This is a genomic window from Flavobacteriales bacterium (genome assembly GCA_016124845.1).
In the GTDB taxonomy this organism is placed as follows: Bacteria; Bacteroidota; Bacteroidia; order UBA10329; family UBA10329; genus UBA10329.
In genome coordinates, this window is the sequence record WGMW01000032.1 from 26,581 (window position 1) to 46,189 (window position 19,609).

Below are 19,609 nucleotides of genomic sequence, written 5' to 3' on the forward strand. Positions count from 1 at the left end.
TGCGCTCAATCCACCTGCTCATACTTTTCGCGGCAAGGCTCAATGCACGGATAGTTGAGAATAAGAAACTGCCCCTCCATCTGATAGGTCATCGGATAGGGCAGCTGATTGCCGCAGCCATCAACGGTGATCGTACTGTCGGTAGTATTGTAAGTTCCAGTAGAACCGCTGCCAACTTCGGTGTTCATGGTACAAAGTGAACCGTTTGATGAAACCGTTCCATCGTTGAAAAACTGAATGGTCTTTTCGCTGTCCACAGGTTGAAACGTGCCACTTCCATCACCAGGATCTGCAAGCTGCTCGATCAAATGCCACTTGTTCAGCAGGTCAACCTCATCTTTATGCTTACACGCGGCAAACAAAAACATCATCCCAATCGCTGCATACTTCAATCTCATAACGTCAACGTTTACTTACAAATGTAGCCAATAGAATACCTTAGCAAAATGAAGAAGCTCGCTTACCTCCTCCTTGGCCTTGGTCTGATCTACTGGCTCATCACGCTGATCGTTCCAGGAATTGTCGATGATAAATTCAACACGGTCATAGATAAAGGGCCGTATGTAGTTTCAAAAGAGGCGCAAACCCTGTACAACAGTCTTGATTTTGTGGGCGACCTGCATTGCGATGCGCTGCTTTGGGATAGAAACCTGTTGAAACGAAACGATCACGGACAGGTGGATATTCCACGGATGTTGGAAGGAAACGTGGCGTTGCAGGCGTTTACCATTGTGACCAAATCGCCCAAAGGGCAGAACATGCAGGAGAACACGGGCGAAACAGACAACATCACTACGCTGGTCATTGCCCAAGGTCGGGGCATTGATAGTTGGTTCAGTCTGTACGAACGCGCCATCGATCAATGTGAAGCTTTACACAGGTTTGCCAGGAAATCGGATGGAAAATTCCGTGTGATCCATGACAGAAATGAACTTGAAGGATTCCTGAAGGACAGAAGCAAAGACCGACAATTGGCTTCGGGCTATCTGGGCGTTGAAGGTGCGCATTGCCTGGAAGGAAAACTGGAAAATGTGGATGGTCTTTGGAACGCTGGCGTGCGCATGATGGGGCCTACTCACTTTTTCGATAACGAACTTGGTGGTTCGGCACATGGTGTTTCCAATGCGGGATTGACCGACTTCGGGAAGCAGGTGATCAAACGCATGAACGAGCTTGGGATGATCATCGATGTGGCACATTCGTCACCAGCAATTATTGATGATGTATTGGCCATGACCACCAGACCGATCCTCACTTCACATACGGGCGTAAGAGGCATGGTCGATTCGCAACGCAATCTCTCAGACGCGCACCTGAAAGGAATTGCAGCCACAGGCGGCCTCATCGGCATTGCCTTCTTTCCAGAGGCTATCGGTGATCCATCGGCAAAGAATATTGTGAAGACCATGAAGTACGTGAAAGACCTTGTCGGTTACCAGTATGTTGCTTTGGGCTCCGATTTCGATGGCTCGGTGAAAACACAGTTCGACTGCACGGGATTTCCGCTTTTGGTGGAAGAAATGCTGAAACAAGGATTCACAGAAGAAGAGATTCGGGGAATTATGGGTGAGAACCTGAAGCGATTTTTGCTTGAAAATCTGCCTTGAGTTTTTGCACAGAGAATTTGTTGAGGAGAAGAGACGCACCGAGAAAAAGTGAAATCCCTGATTCGCTCATTCTCAAATCTCCGCGAAACTCAAACCCTCCAATTTTTTCTGTGTAATACCTTCGCATTGTGGCGAAGAAGTCTGCAAAACCATATAGTCGTGACAACCGCTCTCCGAAACCGCTGAACGAAACGGTGAGCAAATACATGCGCTCCAACAAGAGCAAGAACACCAAGCCAGAGATCCTTTTCAGAAAAGCACTTTGGGAAGCAGGCATCCGTGGTTACCGCCTCCATTGGAAGAAAGCGCCAGGCAAACCTGATATTGCTTTTCCTGGAAGAAAGATCGCCATCTTTTTGAACGGCTGTTTCTGGCATCGCTGTCCCAAATGCCATCTCGGAATGCCCAAACACAATTCTGAATTCTGGGAGGCGAAATTCGCCCGCAATGTTCAGCGCGATAAAGAAAAACTGGCAGCTTTGAAGAATGAAGGTTGGACGGTTCTCGTAATTTGGGAATGTGAAATGAAAGAAGACCTGAAGGCCCAAATTGAACGTGTCCGTCAATTATTGATTTCCATAAGATGAATTATCCATCCAAAATATTGGTGGCGTGGGCCGAAGCCATTGGTGGTAATAAGAAGATTCGCGATTGGCTGCTCGCCAACGGCTACAGGGAATTGGGACTTTTTGTGTTTGCGCTGTACCATAACGAAGAAGCCAGAAAGTGGCTGATGGACAATGGTTTTCAAGCATTGATGGCCACTATCCGTGGTGCCGAAGGAGACCCGAAAGCAGTAGCTTGGTTACTGGCGAATGGTTTTGAACCGCTTGCAAAAGTGGCTTTGGTGGGAGATGGTGACGAAGCGGCTTTCGCATGGTTGAAAGCCAACGGACACATGGAACTATCGCTCATTGCCAAACGGATAGAGGCGGTGAAGGACGAAATAGAGCGCGACAATACCGACCACCATTCCATCAACAAATACAGCTAATCCAATTTCAACTTCTGTTGAACGAACATCATCGTCTTTCTAAGACCTGCCAGTTGAGGATGATCGGACATTTCCTTTGCCGAAGCAAATACATGCGTTTCTTTGATATAGACGCCACTTTCAACATGGCTTGAAAGAATTCCCAGCTTCTTTAAGCTGTTGTTCGCAACCGAATTCTGATGAAGCACATGATGCCGAAATCGCTTGATCCCTAACTCGCTCGCAAGCAGATTCATTACCGAAAAGGCGACCTTGGAAAGTCCTTGCCCCTGATAACTATCGATAACGGTAATGGCCACTTCCGCCACTTCTGGGTCGTCCTTCAATCTGATGAACCGCATGGCACAAACGCCTCGATGAGGAGAAAAGGTGGTGTCCAAAATGGCCCAGGCCACATGATTCACTCCGTCTGGATGGGTAAGATATTCCAGTTGATAATCGCTTAGGCGACTTGCCGACTGAAAGAAGCGCATGTACTTGGATTGTGGCGAGAGCTCCTTGAAGGCCAAATCAAGAATCGGTCGGTCTTCAGGAACAATTGGCCTGACCAAGAATCTTCCCTGCTCATTCGGGTATCGAAAACCGTGATGCATTCTGCAATATCTGAAAGTTCGGAATTGGTAGAACACACCGACCTTCTATTTTTGAGGACTCGAAACCACCACAGATGTCCGAAAACAAGATCAACGGTTCGGCAAGCCGAAAATACCTTCCAACGCTGAGTGAACTTATTGACCGATTGAGCATCGTTCAGCTCAAAGAGGTTTTCATCGCTGAAAACAAGGAAGCATACGCCAAGGAGATTGCCGATATCGTACACGACATCGACCTTCTTCTGAAGGAAAATCAGGACAAGATCAATGGTGAAAGCATCCGAGCAATGGTCGTTCTATCTCAAATGAACCTTCACATTTGGCACAACGAAAGTGAGGTGAGAAAAGATGGGGGCGATGGCAAACTCGAACTCACGCATGGACTGAACGGTATTCGAAATACAGCGAAAAACAAGATCGAGGAGACCTTCGGTGGCCGAAAGGACTACAAAACGGATTGCCTCGCGGCTGAGTTCAAAGATTGGGAAGTTTCTTGGTGATCAGAGAACGAATTTCAACGCCTTCTGACCGTTTCCGCAACTGATCTTCGCTACATAAACTCCTGCTGCGAGTTCGGGCAGAGAATGGACTCCTGCGCGAAGATTTCGGCTCAGAACCGTTTTCCCATCCAAACTTTGCAGTTCAAATTGAAGCAAGCGGTTCTGAGAATCTATGATGTGCAGGTTTCTATCATAACCGACCCAGAAGCTCACCTCGGTAAGCATCTCGCGGATTCCCGAAGCAACTTCTACGCAACCGCCATCAGTACCCGAAACCACCGTATAATTTGGCGTATTCGTTACGTCATCTAAAATGATTCCTGGTCGAGCATCCGAATCTTGCCACGTGAAGCAGACATTGCTCAACTGTAGGCTGTCCACGTGGCGGACATACAGGCCAAACGATGGAAGCGTCTGTCCGAAAATATCGTTATCGGGTTTGGCATCCTCATTCTCAGGCACAACGAATGCCGAACCAGGATCACTTGCCCCGCCAGGGAAATTGACCGAAATATTCTCCAACGAAATGTTGGAAGCGTAATGGTCAGGAATTCCTGTGATGGAAGAAGTGACATTGCTTTCCACCGTGGCCTGCACATTTCGAACAACCACATTACGAAGAGAACCTACAGAAGGCGTTGGCAGCCCATCTTCCCAAACATGGCCGCGATCTCCGAGACGGATCAGCATGGCGGTCTCAATGCCTTCCATCGTCACATTCTCAACAATCACATTTTCCATGAAACCACCATCCACAATGGCCAAGTTGATGCCGCAACTGCCCACTCCCACAAATGGTGGGAATGCCAATGAACTCCACTCCACCGTGATGTCGTGGATGTGAACGTTCCGAAAACCAGCATGCGTTTCCGTCCCGATCTTAATGGCACGGGCCCATGTTGCAACCGTACAATTTCGAATCTCAATATCTTCACAATCGGCTGGGCCTGTTGTTTTCAAAACCAAAGGGTCATCGTTACAGTCCACCGTACAGTTTTCAATCAGAACGTTCCTGCATCCATCAATGCTCAATCCATCGTTGTTGCTGTTTCCTTGGTTGTAAATGTCCACGTTTCGGATAATGACCGAATCGCAATTGAAGTTGTGCATCATCCAAAACCCTGAGTTGCGAAGACTGACGTCCTCCACCAGCACATTGGAGCAAGACACGAAACGAAATCCGAACGGACGCTCGTTCTGTCCTAAAAACGAACTTCCCTGGCCATCAAGTCTTCCTTCGCCAACAATCCCGAAATTCTCCTCGCCTTCTGCGTAGATCAACGTCTTCTTCGTGTAGTTATTCACGTAGGTCGGCAACTGCGGCATCGTGTCGGGATAATCGGAAATGGACGTGCTGCCAAGGATCTTTGCCCCGTTTTGAATGTTCAGCAGCACATTACTCTTCAGAAAAATGGTTCCTGTGACGAAATCTCCGTCCGCAAAAACCACCTCTCCGCCACCATTCGCATGGCAAGAATCGATGGCTGACTGAATGGCTACAGTATTGACCGTGGAACCATCTCCAACCGCGCCATAGTCCGTTACGCTGTAGGTCTGCGCCATTAGGTTGAAGGAGAAAAAAGAACAGATGACGAGTAAGTAGAGGTTTTTCATGGGCGCAAGTTCAAACTCATTTGTAAACTGAAAATGAAGATTTCCTTGAGATGAGAAAGTTATACATCATTCATTGAATCCTGTAAAACCGTAGTTTCAAGGAATCGCCAATTTTGAACAAACCAAAATCCATCATGAAAAACGTTTGCCGCCTACTTTTCTCTGTCCTGCTCATCGGTACACTTGGCCTGAGCGCTGAAGCACAGGTCATCAACACCAGTTTGTTTGAACAGTCTTACATGACCGTAAGTCCAACGCTGGTCGGTTGCCAATTGGAGAACGGTTCTTCCACACAATGCTATCAGTTGAGTTTCATCAGCAATCCCGTTGCGTATGGGCCGTTCTGCCCAGAGACCACTTCGCAAACTGGTGGGCTTGGCGTTTATGATGGCACCACCAATCCTGGGCTGCGCGTGATGAACAACAGCCTTTGGACCGACATGGAGAATGACGGTTATGATATTGTGGACAATCAGGGAAATGTGCGCATCAATGATCCAGGGAGCGGTCAGATGCCGAACATGCAGCTGAGTTACTGTTTGGAGGCAACGCCTGATGATCAACTGCAGTTGACATTTTTGATTCCAGCAACGCCTGAAAACCTAAGTTCTGTGAATCAGATAGATGCGGTAGAACTTATTGGTGTGTCGTTGGATGGGATTCCGATGAACGGTGATCCACCATCTGCTACTTCAGGTGGTCCTGGACCAGGCCCTGGCAGCAATAACGCATTGATCCCCGCCATCGATCCGTGTGGCGGCCACCAAGACCCAGCAGGTTATTATCACTGGCATTTTATTGCAGAGGCCATGAACAGCGTTCTGGCAGCTGAAGGAATCACAGAAGTTTCCTGCACCAATATGGGACAAGACCTGTCCGCCATTGTCGGATTTGCCAAAGATGGCTATCCGATCTACGGACCGTATCACAATGGCTCTTTGCCAAATGACCTTGACCAATGTAGCGGCCACACGAGTTCAACCACGGAATATCCGAGCGGAGTTTATCACTACCACGCGGTTGACCAAAGCGTAACGAACATGCCGCCATGTCTGAAAGGCGCAGCTGCGGTCAATTCGTTTACCTACGGATTTTATGCCGTTGGCGTGGATAATGCTCCTGCTTCGAAGGATGTGAATGTCTATCCCAATCCAGCAAACAATGACGTCATTGTGATTGAGAACGTGGGGCAGTTCGTCCGCATGTTCGATCCACTGGGGCGTGAAGTGTTTCTACCGAACATGAAGGCCAACGCAAACCGAATGGTACGACTGGATGTTTCTTCGCTGCCCGCTGGCATGTATATCATTCATGCGACTGAAGGACCGAACGTGAAGGTTAAACGTGTGATCATCAACTGATGCCACGGTTTATTACTACCGTTCTGTGCGTGATTGTGTTGGTTCAGAGCGGTTTTTCTCACGACCCGAATCTTGCCACGTTCACCATCAGTCAAAAGAAAGGTGTTTGGATCTTGGAAATGAGTTGTGCGCAAGAAGGTTTGGACAGAGCGATGCGAAAATTCAAACCAGAGGTTGCCAAACTTGGGTTTTCAGACCGATCTTACAAGGAAGCCGTAGTCGAATACCTCAAATCAACCATTTTCATTCAGGCAGATGATTTTGCTGAAGTAACGTTGGGGCAAGGCGCCATCAAACTCGGTGCCCACCAATCGAACGTGAAGTTTGAACTTTCGGGCATGCCCGATTCACCCAAAAGGTTGAAACTCCGCTTGGCGAGCATGAGTGAGAATCCAGAGCATGTGAGTTTGGTCAAAGTGTTTCTACCAACCGAATTGAAAAGATTTTTGCTGGACAAGAACAATCACTTCGAGGTGGCGTTTGAGATGGATCGGAAGGATGCAACCGCTGACTGAGTTGGTTGTGTGACTTAGGTCACATTAATCAATGGGCGGTTTGCATATTTGCCGATCATCTACTTTGATGGATTTTATCAGCGAACCGTGGCCGTGGTATGTGAGTGGCCCCCTGTTGGGGTTGATGGTTCCCGTTTTGTATTGGCTGGGCAGCAGTTTTGGTATTTCGAGCAATATCGATTCTATCTGTGGCATTATCGGTGGCGGCAAACTCTCCGAATATTTCCAATTCGATCTTAAAGAACGAACGCCTGGACTTCTCTTTGTAGTAGGTGCGATTTTGGGAGGATTTCTTGCTGCAAATTTCCTCACTGCCGACAACTACCATGTGGCCATCTCGGATGCTACCATCCAATCCATCAACAAACTTGGTATCGATTACACGAGCGGACTTCTCCCCAAAGGACTTTTCAGTTGGCAATCGCTGCTTACGCTGAAAGGATTTGTCTCCATCGTTGTGGGAGGTTTCCTCGTTGGCTTTGGAACGCGTTATGCTGGCGGCTGCACTTCGGGTCATTCCATTACGGGCATCTGCAACTTGCAAATTCCATCAATGGTTGCAACCGTGTTTTTCTTCGTTGGAGGACTGATAACCACGTTTCTAATTCTACCCATTCTGTTCCATTCATGAGAAACCTTCTTTACATCATTGTTGGTATTCTCTTCGGAATCATCATGGTAAAATCCGAAGCGGTTTCATGGTTCCGTATTCAGGAAATGTTCCGATTTCAGAGCTTTCACATGTACGGCATCATCTGTTCGGCCATTGTTGTCGGTGTCATTTCCATGCAGCTGATCAAACGGTTCAATACGCGTTCCATCGACAATACCCCGATCTCACCCAAAGCGCATTTGGGGCTTTATCGCTCGCGCATTATCGGTGGACTCCTCTTCGGACTTGGCTGGGCACTTACAGGAGCTTGTCCTGGGCCGTTGTTCGTAAATCTTGGAGCTGGTTACACGGTGATGATAGCCGCCATTGGGGCAGCGGTTCTTGGCGCATTGGTCCATGGATTGCTTCGGAAGAAACTGCCGCTCTGATACGGATCATTCGTCCTGCTCGGGCAGGTATTCATCCTCCGAAAGTTCACCGATTATCTCAAACTCTGTTCTGCGGTTCAACGCTCTTCCTTCGGGATTGTCCGAACCGTCTTCGTGCTCATTTGGAGCCACAGGGCGCGTTTCGCCATACCCTTTGGCAACCAATCGCTTAGCAGGAATTCCCTTGGAGATCATGTAATCGACCACGCTTTTGGCGCGTCTATCCGACAGTTTCAGGTTGTACTCATCCGAACCTTTGCTATCGGTGTGTGATGAGAGTTCGATGATGATCTGCGGATTTTCGGTCATGATGGGGTACAAACCGGTATCCAAACTTTCCTTCGCTGCGGGAGTGAGGTCGGCACTGTCATAACCGTAATTGATCCCATTGAGAACGATCGGTGTCTTCGGGATCTTTTTCAGCACCAATTTCTTGTTGAGCGTATCTGCCGGTGTGAGGTTTTTGGTGCTGATGTCCAACACATCATTGAAGTAACCCACCTTCTTGGCCTCGATGGTGTATTCTCTATCGGGTTCGAGCATGAAGAAGAACCTGCAAGGATTTCCCTTCAGCTCCTCCGCAAGGTATTTTTCTCCGGTAACGGGATCTTTCATGTACAAAAAGATGTCCACCTCGCTCAAACATGTGGAATCAATCACCTTTCCGTTCAGCGGTATGTTTACGTATTCCACAAACTCGAACGCGTAAATGTCATCGCAACAGGTGGCATTGAGCAAGGCAACTCCACCTTCTCGGTTTGAGACCAGAAAACCCGTCTGCCGGTCCTTGTTCAACACGAAATCGAAATCATCCGCAGGCGAATTGATGGCCTTGCCCATGTGCATGACCGAGTCCTTCTGCCACTTCGATTTCTCGCCTTCCACCTTGTACACATCCAAACCGCCCAGACCACCTTTTCCGTCTGTGCTGTAATAAAGCGTGTGAGTGGCAAGGTCGTAGTATGGCGTGAATTCGGTTCCAGGCGTATTGATTACGGCTCCCGCATTTTTCGGAGTGCGGAAACGTTTGGTGCGCGCATGAAATTCGGTATACCAAATATCGAGTCCACCCTTTCCTTCGGGTCTATCGGAAACGAAGTAGATCACCTCTTGATTTCTTTTGGATTCTCTACCGATGGCGGGTTGCGTGGTGGTGTAGTTGGGCAGATTGATGTCGCTGCCCATCTCCACGGGCTCGCCCCACTTGCCATTTTCCTTGGTGGAATAGAATAGGTGGCAGATTATCTTTCCTTGAAAATTCTCCTGACACTTGGTAAAATAGAACCGTTCGCCATCTGGCGAGAGCGCACCGTTTCCGATCTGCTCATTCACCGTACCTGTTGGTTCGGTGTATTCTCCCTTCGAACTCCACTTTCCATTTTCCTTTTTGGCCAGATAGAATTTCCGTTTGGGCAAGGCCGTACTGTCCACTTCGTCCATATCGTAAAACTCCACGCCATCGCTTACCAACGAACCATAGATTATTGTGGAGGAATCGACAGGAATTGGCGAAAACTCGATATGCGCCTTATTGATGCTTTCATCCAAATGCTCCACCTCGGCCGTGTTCACCGAATCTTTCATGGAAATGGCCATTTCGCACCCTTCTATTTTGGAAAGGGTCATTTTCTTGAACCACGGGTCTTTCATGTCGCTTGCAAAACGCTTGAATTTGAGCAGGTTCTTTCTCGCATCCTCATACTTGCCGCATTGCATGTCCATGTCGCCCGCATAGAACAATGCCATCGGGTATTTATCGCCTCCTCCACTTTTCAATTTCAGCACCTTCCAATATGCCTCCGAAGCATGGGCGTAATCTCTGGCTCCTCTGTAAAGATCTGCCAACTGATACATGACCGCATCGTTCTCTGGCTTCCGCTTCGCCCATTCCTTGTAGTATATCAGCGCTGAATAGGTGTCTCCCAAGCGAAGTGCGTTTGTCGCATACCCGCGTATTTTCCGCATGCTCAATTTTTCAGTTTCAGGCAAAGCCTGCTGCCCGATGGCACGCATGCCGAACAGGGAAAGCACAAGGACAAGGGCCGAAAAACTCAGAGTCTGTCGCAAGGGATGGCGAGGTTTTTAGGAATGAAGAGCGGTGCCGTGTAGATCAGCGATATTTCGAAAGTCGTTTTCTGGCTGCTTTGCGCACTCAGTTTCGAAACATTGATGTCGTAGTTGAATCCCACATCGAAGTTCTTGATGTGAAAACCGACCACAGGTGCCACGGCATCGCTGTTCCGCCCAAAACCTCCACGGTAAAGGACTCCAAGGTAAACATTCTTGACCATGGCGTTTTTGATGTGGTACTTGATATTGGTGCCGATGACCATATCCTGCACCTTGGTGGTCCACATGTAAAGCAGTTTCGGCTCTGCCGAGAAGGAGCTGTTTATCGGCACATCCACCATTATCTGAACCGACTGCCGTGTTCTTAGGCGTTCTACAGCAGAGCTGAAATATGTGTCCTTGGGTCTGTTCACATGGAAAATGGAAAACCCGACCGTTGGTTTGAACTTCTTGAACTGATGGCTCCACGCAAAGCCCAAGTTCATATCAAAGTAGCCTTGGGTCGCATTGAGGTTATCCTCCCCGTTGTAAACACTCGGATCGAATGTGCCTGTTTGATAGACCCATTGGTCGGGGAATGTCTGCGAACTGAGATCGGTGCTTTTGATCACGCCACCAAGTTGAATACCGGCCCGTATCTCATGTCCTTTTATCACTTTTTTGTAAGCAGCGGTAAGGTAAATACGGAATGAATTGAGACTGAAACCTGAGTAGTTGTCATTTGCGATCAATATCCCAGCATCAATTTCATCCTTAAAAAAGAAGAACTTCTTATCGAACCCCACCAGCCCCGTGGTAATGGCCTTGTTGATCTGCGGCCATTGATGGCGATAATTTCCAACGGCACGGTACGCACCGTCATACATTCCGACCATTCCTGGGTTCAGATTCTGTTGATTGGTGTAAAACTGCGACAGATGTATATCCTGACCATTCACCGAAAGGCCGAAACAAACGAATACTATGAGGAGAATATGTACTCTCATCACCACATGGTCTGGCCATTAGGGGTCAGGTTATTCGTATAGGTATTTGCCATATGCCAATATTGCTCGTACGAAAAGTGACAGGCGCAATCGTAGTAAGACATGATATTGCCGATGTCGGGGTCGTACCAATCTCCGTTCGGATCTTGAAGTTGAGCGGTGAAGATGCAGTTGGTTTCGTATTGGCTTGAAGGATTGAATTGAACGTATGGATCGGCCGGTGTGTCGCAGAAGCCGTCTCCTGCTGTTTGACAATTGCTACCATCTACCAGTTCAACACCATTTCCGGTCTCGAATGTATGGGGCAGTCCCCAATAATGTCCCATTTCGTGCGTGAGCGCACCTCCGGGTTTTACAATGCAGATTCCTCCTCCTTGCGTGTTGGTAATGCCTCCGAGGTCGGCAAAGCCGGCCACTCCTGGCGGATTGATGATGTGTTGCACATAAAACACATTTATACGGTATTCCTGATGATATGCGGTGAGCATCTGGTTCCATTCCACGCCTCCGACCGCATCAAGCGTGTCCCATTGAAAATTGTCGATGTAATTGAACTCACATATCTCGAACGAAACGCATATGTTGCTCCAAAGGGCATTTGCCGCATCTACTTCCGCCTGAATGGCGGACTCGGTCACATTGGCCTGCCCCAAACTATCGCGCACAATATGGACCACTACCGCAAAGCGCTTATCCAAACATGGAAGTTCCTGCCGTGGAGAAAACCCAGTGGACAACATGCCGAAGGAAGCAAAGATCAGAATGAGAATAAGGTTTGTCCGCCTGGTTGTATGCATATCGTCAAATTTGAACAAGGTGGCGCCTAAATTACATTAATAGGCCTACATGTTTTACTTTAGCCCCATTCAATGTTAGTGCTTCCGCAGATATTGGCACGCAAAGAAAATCTATCCGAATCAGTTGATGAGACACCTCTTTCTATTCCTTGGCCTGTTCCTTATCGGAAGTGCATTTCAGGAAACGAATGGACAGACGGCCAACATGAGTCAAGGATGTGCACCGCTCACGGTCAGTTTCACCGCTCCCAGCGGTAGTGGGCCAACCCATTTTTGGGATTTTGGGGATGGTGCCACGGCAACCCTTCAGAACCCTCAGAACACATTCACCGATCCGGGAACATATACCGTTGAGTATCATGCTACGGCCAGCGGGCCAATTATAGGTACCGTAACGATCAATGTGTATGAACAACCGACCCCGGAATTCACTGCGGATCCCGAAACGGGCTGCCCGCCTCTGAATGTGTCATTTCAGGATGCGACCCAATTAGCCTCCGGAATCACGATCAGTTCCTATAATTGGGTTTTTGGAGATGGTGGAAGTGCCAACGGAGCTTCGCCCAATCATGTTTTCACCAATTCCGGATCTTTTTACGTGTCGTTGCAGATAACCACCAACATGCCCTCATGCAATGTGACGCAACTGTATGATGATGCGATCGTGGTCACCAACGGACCCACGGTAAATTTCTCAACAGATCCGAACCCGGCCGTTTCCTGCGACCCACCGTTGACCGTCAGTTTCACGAACAACAGCAGTTCTCCCAACACACTTTCATACCAATGGGATTTCGGCAATGGCAACACCTCCTCGGTTGAAGACCCAGCGGCACAGACGTATTCGCAGAACGGGAACTACATCGTTACACTTACTGCCACAGATCCTTCCGGATGTGCCAGCACCTATCAGCGGCCGGTGAATGTGGGTTCGCCCACAACCGACTTTGTCATTCCCGACACGGTCTGCCTTGGGCAAAGCATACAGATGGACAACCAGTCTTCACCCGGATCATACCAATGGGTTTTCGCGGCCGGCACCACACCTCCTTCCAGCAGCCAAATGGAACCTCTGGTCACGTTCAACACCGCTGGATTGCAAGATGTGACGTTGACCACTTATTCCGGGCAATGTTCAAGCAGTCTTACGGTGCAAATTTTTGTGGAGGAAGCCTCGGCAGCATTCACATCAACTCCTGAATATGCGTGTTCCCAACCAATGGATGTGCAGTTTACGCCCAACAACACGGGATATTCAGAGTATCATTGGCTCTTTGGCGATTCGACCACCAGCAACCTCGTAAGCCCCGATCACACTTATTTCTTTCCCGACACACAGCAGTATTCGTGGAACGGCCTCGATACGCTGGTCACGCAGCTTATCGTGGTTTCATCTGCTGGATGTCGGGACACGGTCACCGTACGCGACACCCTTTGGCGGCCGAACGCAGTGTTCTTCCCCGATGTGGCCGAAGGGTGTGTTCCACTCACCGTCACCTTCTCAGACTCCAGCACCAGCAACGAGGATATTGTTGCATGGGAGTGGCATCTGGGAGACGGAACCGTGGTCAATGCATCCAACGGAAACCCGCAAACGGTAACATTTACGCAGGTGGGGCATTTTGCAAGCTACCTCATCATTACCAATGCGGCAGGATGCAGAGATACCTCGTACAAGGTCATTACGATTGTGGGCGACCAGTTGACTCCCGATTTTTCGGTGGATGTGACAGAGGTCTGTCCGGGAGACCCCGTGCAGTTCACCAACCAAACGGCCATGTCAGACAGTATTGATGCATGGCACTACTATTCTGAAGGAAACAGGCAGTTCCACTGCTATGACGACCCCAACCCGACCTGGACCTATACGGATGAAACAGGAATGATGGACGTGACGCTGATGGTGGGTTGGAACGGTTGCTATTCCAGTACTACCGTAAATGACCTCATCAATGTAAAAGGCCCTATTGCAGAAATTCTGTTGAACTGCGAGTGCGATGCGCCCTATGATGTCGACTTCAGCAATGTGAGCCATGATTTCACAACCATTTCGTGGGATTTTGGAGATGGAAGTACAAGTACGGACAGCACGCTGACGCACACCTATGCCGCCACGGGCGACTATACCGTGGTGCTGACCGCAAATAACAGCATAACCGGTTGTCCGACCTCTTACGACACCGCAATTGTCAAGATCCGCGATATTCAGGCATCGTTCAGTTCAGATTCGATCATCTGCCAAGGCCAGCCCTCGCCATTCAACGCAGGAGCTTCGCAAGATGTGTTCTCCGATTGCTGGGGCGGGTACACCTATCAGTTCGATGACCCCACAAAACGACCGATCACAACTCCGAACGCCAACCAGCCCATCGGTTTCGATAACGTTGGAGATGTGGGCGTGACCTTGATCGTGAGAGATGTGAACGGTTGCCGCGATACGGCCCATGCCAACGTTTACATCACAGGTATCGATGCGGCATTCAGTCTCTCTGACACGTATATATGTACTCCATACGATGTGAGTTTCACCGACCTTAGCACATCCGATACCACCATTACCGATTGGTTCTGGAGCTTCGGTGACTTTGGCACCAGTACCGATCAGAACCCCACACATACCTACACCAATAGCCAAGACAGCGTTACGGTGAATTTTGTCGTTACCACAGCTGCCGGATGTGTGGCTTCCTTGGACACGCTCATTACCATGTACTCGCCTTTCAGCAATATAGGTTCCACTCCTTCCTTTACAAACATCTGCGTAGGACAGACCGTCAGCTTTTCGGCCACGGATTATACCGCAGGAGGCTCCAACCTCTCTTTCGATTGGGACTTTATGGATGGAGGTTCGAGCCAACTTCAGAACCCATCACACCAATTCGATCAGGCAGGCACCTTTACCGTTACCTTGAATTTTACGGAGAATGCTACCGGCTGTACCGGAAGTTCTATAAAGACGGTGAACGTTCAACCATACCCCGTGGCAGGTTTTTCCACTCCTGATGCCGATTCCTTAGGAGTGCTGTGCGCGCCCTCAAATGCCACATTTACAGACACAAGCGTGGTCAGCGGTACTCATTCCACCTTCTGGGACTTCGGCAACGGTTCCACATCATTCCAGAACCCCGGTAGTAGCGCCTACATCAGTGGCGACTATGAGGTGACCATGATCGTGAATTCATCTTTCGGCTGCTCAGATACGGCCCATCTGGACATCCATGCCATCAACCCGGAAGGCTCGTTCACCATCGATAAGAATACCATCTGCCGAGGCGAAACAATTACGTTTACACTGGAAGACACCAGTCAGGTCTATGATTACTTCTGGGATTTTGGAGACGGTAATTCCGCTTCGAATGTGAATCCGGTATCACATACCTACACGTTCGTGCCGCCATCTGGGCAAACGGTGGGCAAGTTGGTGGTTTCCGGTCTTTTCGGTGCCTGTCCCGATCAGTCCACTATTCCAATCAACATCCACGAAGTGGTGGCCAATTTCATACGTAATGATGGAATAGATACTGCGCTGTGCTTTCAGCCGTTCCCGATCACAAATACATCGCTCAATTCGGATGTGTTCTACTGGGATTTCGGCTTTGGCCAACCGACAACGATCGAAAATCCCGGTGTGGTGGATTTCCCCGGTCCGGGAGATTATGATGTGACGCTCGGTGTGCTCAATACGTTATTGGGCTGTAACGATACCATTGTCAAAACCGTCAGGCTGTTTCAAATTCCCACGGTTGAAGGATTGGGAGATACCATCTGCGAAGGAAACGTGGGAGACCTGCAAGTAGTGAACATTGAGCCGACCTCATCTTATGTTTGGCGGTCGACCGTGGAGGTGACCGACTCGACCGCAGCCATCACCACATCGGCCCCTTTGCTTACGGCAGATTATGAGGTGATGGTTGTTGATACCAATGGCTGTTCGGATGTGGACACAGCCACCATTTTCGTGATCAATCCATTGGCGCTATCGGACTGGGACACCACCATTGTGATCGGTGATTCCGTCTGTCTGCCCATGAGTGCAGAGGCCGGCCTCTACATATTTACCTGGACCCCACCGGACGGATTGGACTGCGATACCTGCGGAAGCCCCTGTCTGCAACCGATGGAAAAGGTTACTTATTCGGTTTCTGTGAGTGACATTCTCGGCTGTTTTACGGCCCATGCCGATTACACCGTGGACATATATCCCGAAACATTCCTTGCCATGCCTACCACCTTCACGCCCAACGGAGACGGCCACAACGATGTGGTATCTGTTGAAGGTTGGGGCATCAAAGAACTGGTGGAGTTCAGGATCTTTAACCGATGGGGCGAGGAGGTGTTCTCAACCACCGACAAGCATCAGGGATGGGACGGACGCTTTAAAGGTGTGCTTCAGAACAATGATGTTTATGCCTACAGGATAAAAGCAACCACCTGGCGTGACGAATTGAAGACACTTGAAGGATACATCAACCTGTTAAGGTAATTCAGGTTAAATCGTCTTTCATAATTTGGCAGCTATGAAAGAAGGCAAAGCCAGTTTCAGCGCAGAGATCATTGCCGCCATGCGGGCATTGGAATCCCGAAGACCCGAACACCTCCGTATCTGCTATGACCCGTATGCACGCGAACTCATCCGTTCACGGTTTCGGTTTGTGGCGCAGAGCAAATTGGTCACCAAGCTCATATTGCGTTATCTCGAAAAGAAAGCCCCTGGCCTACAGGCCGGCATTGCGGCCCGAACACGTTACATTGATGATATTGTGAAGAAGGACGTGGCCGGAGCACAGCAGGTGGTCATCCTTGGTGCGGGGCTTGATATGCGTGCTTACCGGTTGGAAGAATTGAAACACATTCCTGTATTTGAAGTGGATTTTCCGGCCACACAACAGCTGAAACGTTCCAAACTCAAACATTTGAAGCTGCCGCAACGCGATAAGTTGACCTACGTGCCCATCGATTTCAACAAGCAACGATTGAAAGATGCCTTGGATGCAGCAGGCTATGATCCCACGCTCAAAACACTCTTTCTGTGGGAAGGCGTGACCATGTATCTTGATGCAAATTCCATCGACATCACGTTGGCCTCCATCCGCGAAGATTCTCCTGCTGGAAGCACCCTCTTCTTCGATTACCTCTACAAAAAAGTATTGGACGGACTGAGCGGCCTCACCGAAGCAAAAGGTGTCTATCGGTCGCAGTCGTTTGCAGGACGCGGCACCGAACGATACACCTTTGGAATTGCCAAAGAGGACGTTCCGGAATTCTTGAAAGAGCGAGGGTTTGAACTGATGGAGCACATGAGTGGCGACTCGCTGAAAGAACGCTATTTCCATGGCGAAAATGCCAAGCGTTACGTGTTCCGCGTCTGTGGTTTCGTACATGCCAGAACAATCGACTGACAGCCACTATTCCCAAACCTAACCGTTATCAGTTCGGATGAAAGTTCGACCTGATACATTCGCACCGGATCAACGAAAAGAAGATGAGAAGCATAGTGATAATGATATTGTTTGTTTCAGGTTTTTACCTGAACGGATTGGCGCAACAGACGGTGAGCGTAGATATTTTCCGCGAACTGATAGGCAAACAGAAGTCGGTTCAGTTGCTTGATGTGCGCACCCCGCAGGAATTTGCTGGAGGGCACTTGTCCAACGCCACCAATGCCGATGTGCGTAGTGACGCCTTTGTCGGCCAAACAGATAAATTGAAGAAAGACGAACCCGTTTTCGTGTACTGCCTTTCGGGCGGAAGAAGTGCCGGTGCTGCCAAGAAACTGGCAGGTCTTGGCTTTAAGGAGGTCTATGACATGAAAGGCGGCATTATGGCGTGGAAGAATGCTGGCCTTCCGATTGAAGCAGCTACCAATGCTCCGGACAGAAAAGGCATGAGCAAAGCAGATTACGACCATGCGATCTCGTCAGACATTCCTGTACTTGTAGATTTTTACGCCCCTTGGTGCGCCCCATGCAAAAAGATGTCGCCCATGTTGGATGAGATGACCTCAACGTACGGCAACGACTTTAAACTACTGAAGTTGAATGCCGATGAGAACGACATTCTGATGAAAGAACTTTCCATTACTCAGATACCGACATTTCTGATCTATAAGAATGGAAAAATGACATGGAAACATGTTGGAGCTACCGAAAAGGAAACGCTGGTTACGGAACTTGGCCTGAAGTAATGGCCTACGCCAGTTTCATGACCGAAACATCGATTTCACTTACCCTATAGAGAATACACTTCTTCTACGGTCCGATAACCTATACTTTAGGCTCGATAGCTCCTGCTTAATTGAGTCTGTTCAATAAACTGTGTCAGATGTCAGATAGATAGATTTGATAACCGATAGACACAGAAAAGATGGAAGAACAGAAGAAAGACAGATTTGACTATGCCAACTTTGAGCGGGATGCGATAGAGGCCCTAAAGAACGGCAAAGAGCTTGGAGGCAAGGACGGAGTTCTGGCCCCCATGCTGAAGCGACTGCTTGAAGCAGCGATGGAGGGCGAGATGGACGCCCATCTGAAGGAGACGGACACCCCCAACAGGCGCAACGGCAGGATGGGCAAGAAGGTGAAGACCGGCTTCGGCAGTATCGAAGTGAACACGCCCAGAGACCGTAACAGCAGCTTTGAGCCGGAGATACTTCCCAAGCGGCAGACCACCTTGGGCGCATCGTTGGACCACAAGGTGATAAGCCTGTACGGCATAGGCATGAGCTACGCGGACATCTGCGCTCACTTGGAGGAACTCTACGGGGTTACCACCTCACCGGCCACATTGAGTGCCATCACCGACCGCGTGATAGACGAGGTGAAGGCCTGGCAGGGACGGCCATTGGAGAGCGTCTACCCGTTCGTATGGCTGGACGCGATACACTACAAGGTGAAGGAGAACGGAGGCATCCGCAGCAAGGCGGTGTACTGCATGCTGGGGGTGAACCGCGAAGGCATCAAGGAACTGCTGGGCATGTATGTGGGCGAGAACGAAGGCGCAAGGTTCTGGCTCAGCGTCATCAGCGACCTTCAGAACCGTGGTGTGAAGGACATCATCATTGCCAGTGTCGATAACCTCAAAGGCCTGTCCAACGCCATCAAAAGCGTGTTCCCCCATACCGAGGTGCAGCTCTGCATCGTACATCAGATACGCAACTCCATGAAGAATGTACCCTATAAGCAAAGACCACAGGTCGTTGAGGCCCTCAAGGCCATATACACCGCCCCATCAAAGGATCAGGCAGAGGTGGCCCTTGCCAAGTTGGAAGAGAACTGGGGCGGGCAATATCCGGCCATGGTCAGAAGCTGGCTCAATAACTGGGAAGAGCTCAGCAACCACTTCAAGTACCCAGATGCCATCCGCAAGCGGATATACACCACCAACCCCATAAAGAGCTTCCACAGCCAGCTCAGAAAGGTCACCAAGACCAAGCGTGTGTTCCCTTCGGACATGGCACTGATGAAGCTACTGTACCTCGTGCAGGAAAACCTGTCTAAGAAGTGGAACACACCCGTCTTGGATTGGAAACAGA

At 49.4% G+C, this 19,609-nt stretch carries 17 protein-coding genes and 1 pseudogene; 12 read left to right on the forward strand and 6 right to left on the reverse strand.

Annotated features, from left to right (window positions below):
• Window positions 1–5: 5 nt before the first annotated feature.
• Window positions 6–398 (reverse strand): hypothetical protein, encoded by a 393-nt coding sequence (locus tag GC178_12345; GenBank protein ID MBI1288354.1) that lies wholly within the window; start codon window positions 396–398, stop codon window positions 6–8.
• Window positions 399–446: 48 nt separating this feature from the next.
• Here GC178_12345 and GC178_12350 point away from each other — a divergent pair, with 48 nt between their 5' ends.
• From GC178_12350 to GC178_12360, 3 genes are all read left to right on the forward strand, one after another.
• Complete coding sequence (locus GC178_12350; GenBank protein MBI1288355.1) at window positions 447–1,607, forward strand: peptidase M19; 1,161 nt, start codon at window positions 447–449, stop codon at window positions 1,605–1,607.
• A gap of 206 nt (window positions 1,608–1,813) precedes the next feature.
• A complete protein-coding gene (gene vsr / locus GC178_12355) occupies window positions 1,814–2,194 on the forward strand; it encodes a DNA mismatch endonuclease Vsr (protein MBI1288356.1) in 381 nt (126 codons plus the stop codon).
• Window positions 2,191–2,601 (forward strand): hypothetical protein, encoded by a 411-nt coding sequence (locus GC178_12360; GenBank protein MBI1288357.1) that lies wholly within the window; start codon window positions 2,191–2,193, stop codon window positions 2,599–2,601. Before vsr ends, GC178_12360 begins: the two co-directional genes overlap by 4 nt.
• Here the strand turns inward: GC178_12360 and GC178_12365 are convergent.
• Window positions 2,598–3,194 (reverse strand): GNAT family N-acetyltransferase, encoded by a 597-nt coding sequence (locus tag GC178_12365; GenBank protein MBI1288358.1) that lies wholly within the window; start codon window positions 3,192–3,194, stop codon window positions 2,598–2,600. The genes GC178_12360 and GC178_12365 overlap by 4 nt on opposite strands.
• A gap of 74 nt (window positions 3,195–3,268) precedes the next feature.
• On the opposite strand from GC178_12365, the gene GC178_12370 reads away from it, so the two are divergent.
• Window positions 3,269–3,694, forward strand: coding sequence for a hypothetical protein (locus GC178_12370; protein MBI1288359.1), 426 nt, complete (start codon window positions 3,269–3,271; stop codon window positions 3,692–3,694).
• Here GC178_12370 and GC178_12375 read toward each other — a convergent pair whose 3' ends face one another.
• Window positions 3,695–5,308: a glycoside hydrolase gene (locus GC178_12375; GenBank protein ID MBI1288360.1), complete on the reverse strand. Its 1,614-nt coding sequence runs from the start codon at window positions 5,306–5,308 to the stop codon at window positions 3,695–3,697.
• Window positions 5,309–5,442: 134 nt separating this feature from the next.
• On the opposite strand from GC178_12375, the pseudogene GC178_12380 reads away from it, so the two are divergent.
• The 4 genes and pseudogenes from GC178_12380 (at window position 5,443) to GC178_12395 (ending at window position 8,225) form a co-directional block, all read left to right on the forward strand.
• Window positions 5,443–6,396, forward strand: a pseudogene (locus tag GC178_12380) (YHYH protein).
• A 272-nt stretch (window positions 6,397–6,668) separates the two neighbouring features.
• The gene (locus tag GC178_12385; GenBank protein ID MBI1288361.1) at window positions 6,669–7,184 is read left to right on the forward strand and encodes a hypothetical protein; all 516 of its coding nucleotides are present in this window, start codon (window positions 6,669–6,671) and stop codon (window positions 7,182–7,184) included.
• A gap of 67 nt (window positions 7,185–7,251) precedes the next feature.
• Window positions 7,252–7,815, forward strand: coding sequence for a YeeE/YedE family protein (locus GC178_12390; protein ID MBI1288362.1), 564 nt, complete (start codon window positions 7,252–7,254; stop codon window positions 7,813–7,815).
• Entirely contained in the window at window positions 7,812–8,225 is a 414-nt protein-coding gene (locus GC178_12395; GenBank protein MBI1288363.1) for a YeeE/YedE family protein, read from the forward strand. The genes GC178_12390 and GC178_12395 overlap by 4 nt, the downstream gene beginning before the upstream one ends.
• A gap of 6 nt (window positions 8,226–8,231) precedes the next feature.
• Here GC178_12395 and GC178_12400 read toward each other — a convergent pair whose 3' ends face one another.
• From GC178_12400 to GC178_12410, 3 genes are read right to left on the reverse strand one after another with little or no spacing between them, the layout of a single operon-like run.
• Complete coding sequence (locus tag GC178_12400; GenBank protein MBI1288364.1) at window positions 8,232–10,292, reverse strand: OmpA family protein; 2,061 nt, start codon at window positions 10,290–10,292, stop codon at window positions 8,232–8,234.
• A complete protein-coding gene (locus GC178_12405) occupies window positions 10,277–11,281 on the reverse strand; it encodes a type IX secretion system membrane protein PorP/SprF (protein MBI1288365.1) in 1,005 nt (334 codons plus the stop codon). Before GC178_12405 ends, GC178_12400 begins: the two co-directional genes overlap by 16 nt.
• Complete coding sequence (locus tag GC178_12410) at window positions 11,281–12,078, reverse strand: hypothetical protein (protein MBI1288366.1); 798 nt, start codon at window positions 12,076–12,078, stop codon at window positions 11,281–11,283. Before GC178_12410 ends, GC178_12405 begins: the two co-directional genes overlap by 1 nt.
• 127 nt (window positions 12,079–12,205) lie before the next feature.
• On the opposite strand from GC178_12410, the gene GC178_12415 reads away from it, so the two are divergent.
• The 4 genes from GC178_12415 to GC178_12430 form a co-directional block, all read left to right on the forward strand.
• Window positions 12,206–16,561, forward strand: a complete 4,356-nt coding sequence (locus GC178_12415) for a PKD domain-containing protein (GenBank protein MBI1288367.1) — start codon at window positions 12,206–12,208, stop codon at window positions 16,559–16,561.
• A gap of 34 nt (window positions 16,562–16,595) precedes the next feature.
• Window positions 16,596–17,477, forward strand: a complete 882-nt coding sequence (locus GC178_12420) for an SAM-dependent methyltransferase (protein MBI1288368.1) — start codon at window positions 16,596–16,598, stop codon at window positions 17,475–17,477.
• 83 nt (window positions 17,478–17,560) lie between these two features.
• Complete coding sequence (locus GC178_12425) at window positions 17,561–18,262, forward strand: thioredoxin (GenBank protein MBI1288369.1); 702 nt, start codon at window positions 17,561–17,563, stop codon at window positions 18,260–18,262.
• A gap of 233 nt (window positions 18,263–18,495) precedes the next feature.
• Window positions 18,496–19,609, forward strand: a 1,114-nt coding sequence (locus tag GC178_12430; GenBank protein MBI1288370.1) for an IS256 family transposase, incomplete at its 3' end; no start/stop codon positions are given.

Coding starts and splice junctions, on each gene's coding strand:
- GC178_12345 (MBI1288354.1), bottom strand. CDS start 398: ATGAGATTGAAGTATGCAGCGATTGGGATGATGTTTTTGTTTGCCGCG.
- GC178_12350 (MBI1288355.1), top strand. CDS start 447: ATGAAGAAGCTCGCTTACCTCCTCCTTGGCCTTGGTCTGATCTACTGG.
- vsr (MBI1288356.1), top strand. CDS start 1,814: ATGCGCTCCAACAAGAGCAAGAACACCAAGCCAGAGATCCTTTTCAGA.
- GC178_12360 (MBI1288357.1), top strand. CDS start 2,191: ATGAATTATCCATCCAAAATATTGGTGGCGTGGGCCGAAGCCATTGGT.
- GC178_12365 (MBI1288358.1), bottom strand. CDS start 3,194: ATGCATCACGGTTTTCGATACCCGAATGAGCAGGGAAGATTCTTGGTC.
- GC178_12370 (MBI1288359.1), top strand. CDS start 3,269: ATGTCCGAAAACAAGATCAACGGTTCGGCAAGCCGAAAATACCTTCCA.
- GC178_12375 (MBI1288360.1), bottom strand. CDS start 5,308: ATGAAAAACCTCTACTTACTCGTCATCTGTTCTTTTTTCTCCTTCAAC.
- GC178_12385 (MBI1288361.1), top strand. CDS start 6,669: ATGCCACGGTTTATTACTACCGTTCTGTGCGTGATTGTGTTGGTTCAG.
- GC178_12390 (MBI1288362.1), top strand. CDS start 7,252: ATGGATTTTATCAGCGAACCGTGGCCGTGGTATGTGAGTGGCCCCCTG.
- GC178_12395 (MBI1288363.1), top strand. CDS start 7,812: ATGAGAAACCTTCTTTACATCATTGTTGGTATTCTCTTCGGAATCATC.
- GC178_12405 (MBI1288365.1), bottom strand. CDS start 11,281: ATGAGAGTACATATTCTCCTCATAGTATTCGTTTGTTTCGGCCTTTCG.
- GC178_12410 (MBI1288366.1), bottom strand. CDS start 12,078: ATGCATACAACCAGGCGGACAAACCTTATTCTCATTCTGATCTTTGCT.
- GC178_12415 (MBI1288367.1), top strand. CDS start 12,206: ATGAGACACCTCTTTCTATTCCTTGGCCTGTTCCTTATCGGAAGTGCA.
- GC178_12420 (MBI1288368.1), top strand. CDS start 16,596: ATGAAAGAAGGCAAAGCCAGTTTCAGCGCAGAGATCATTGCCGCCATG.
- GC178_12425 (MBI1288369.1), top strand. CDS start 17,561: ATGAGAAGCATAGTGATAATGATATTGTTTGTTTCAGGTTTTTACCTG.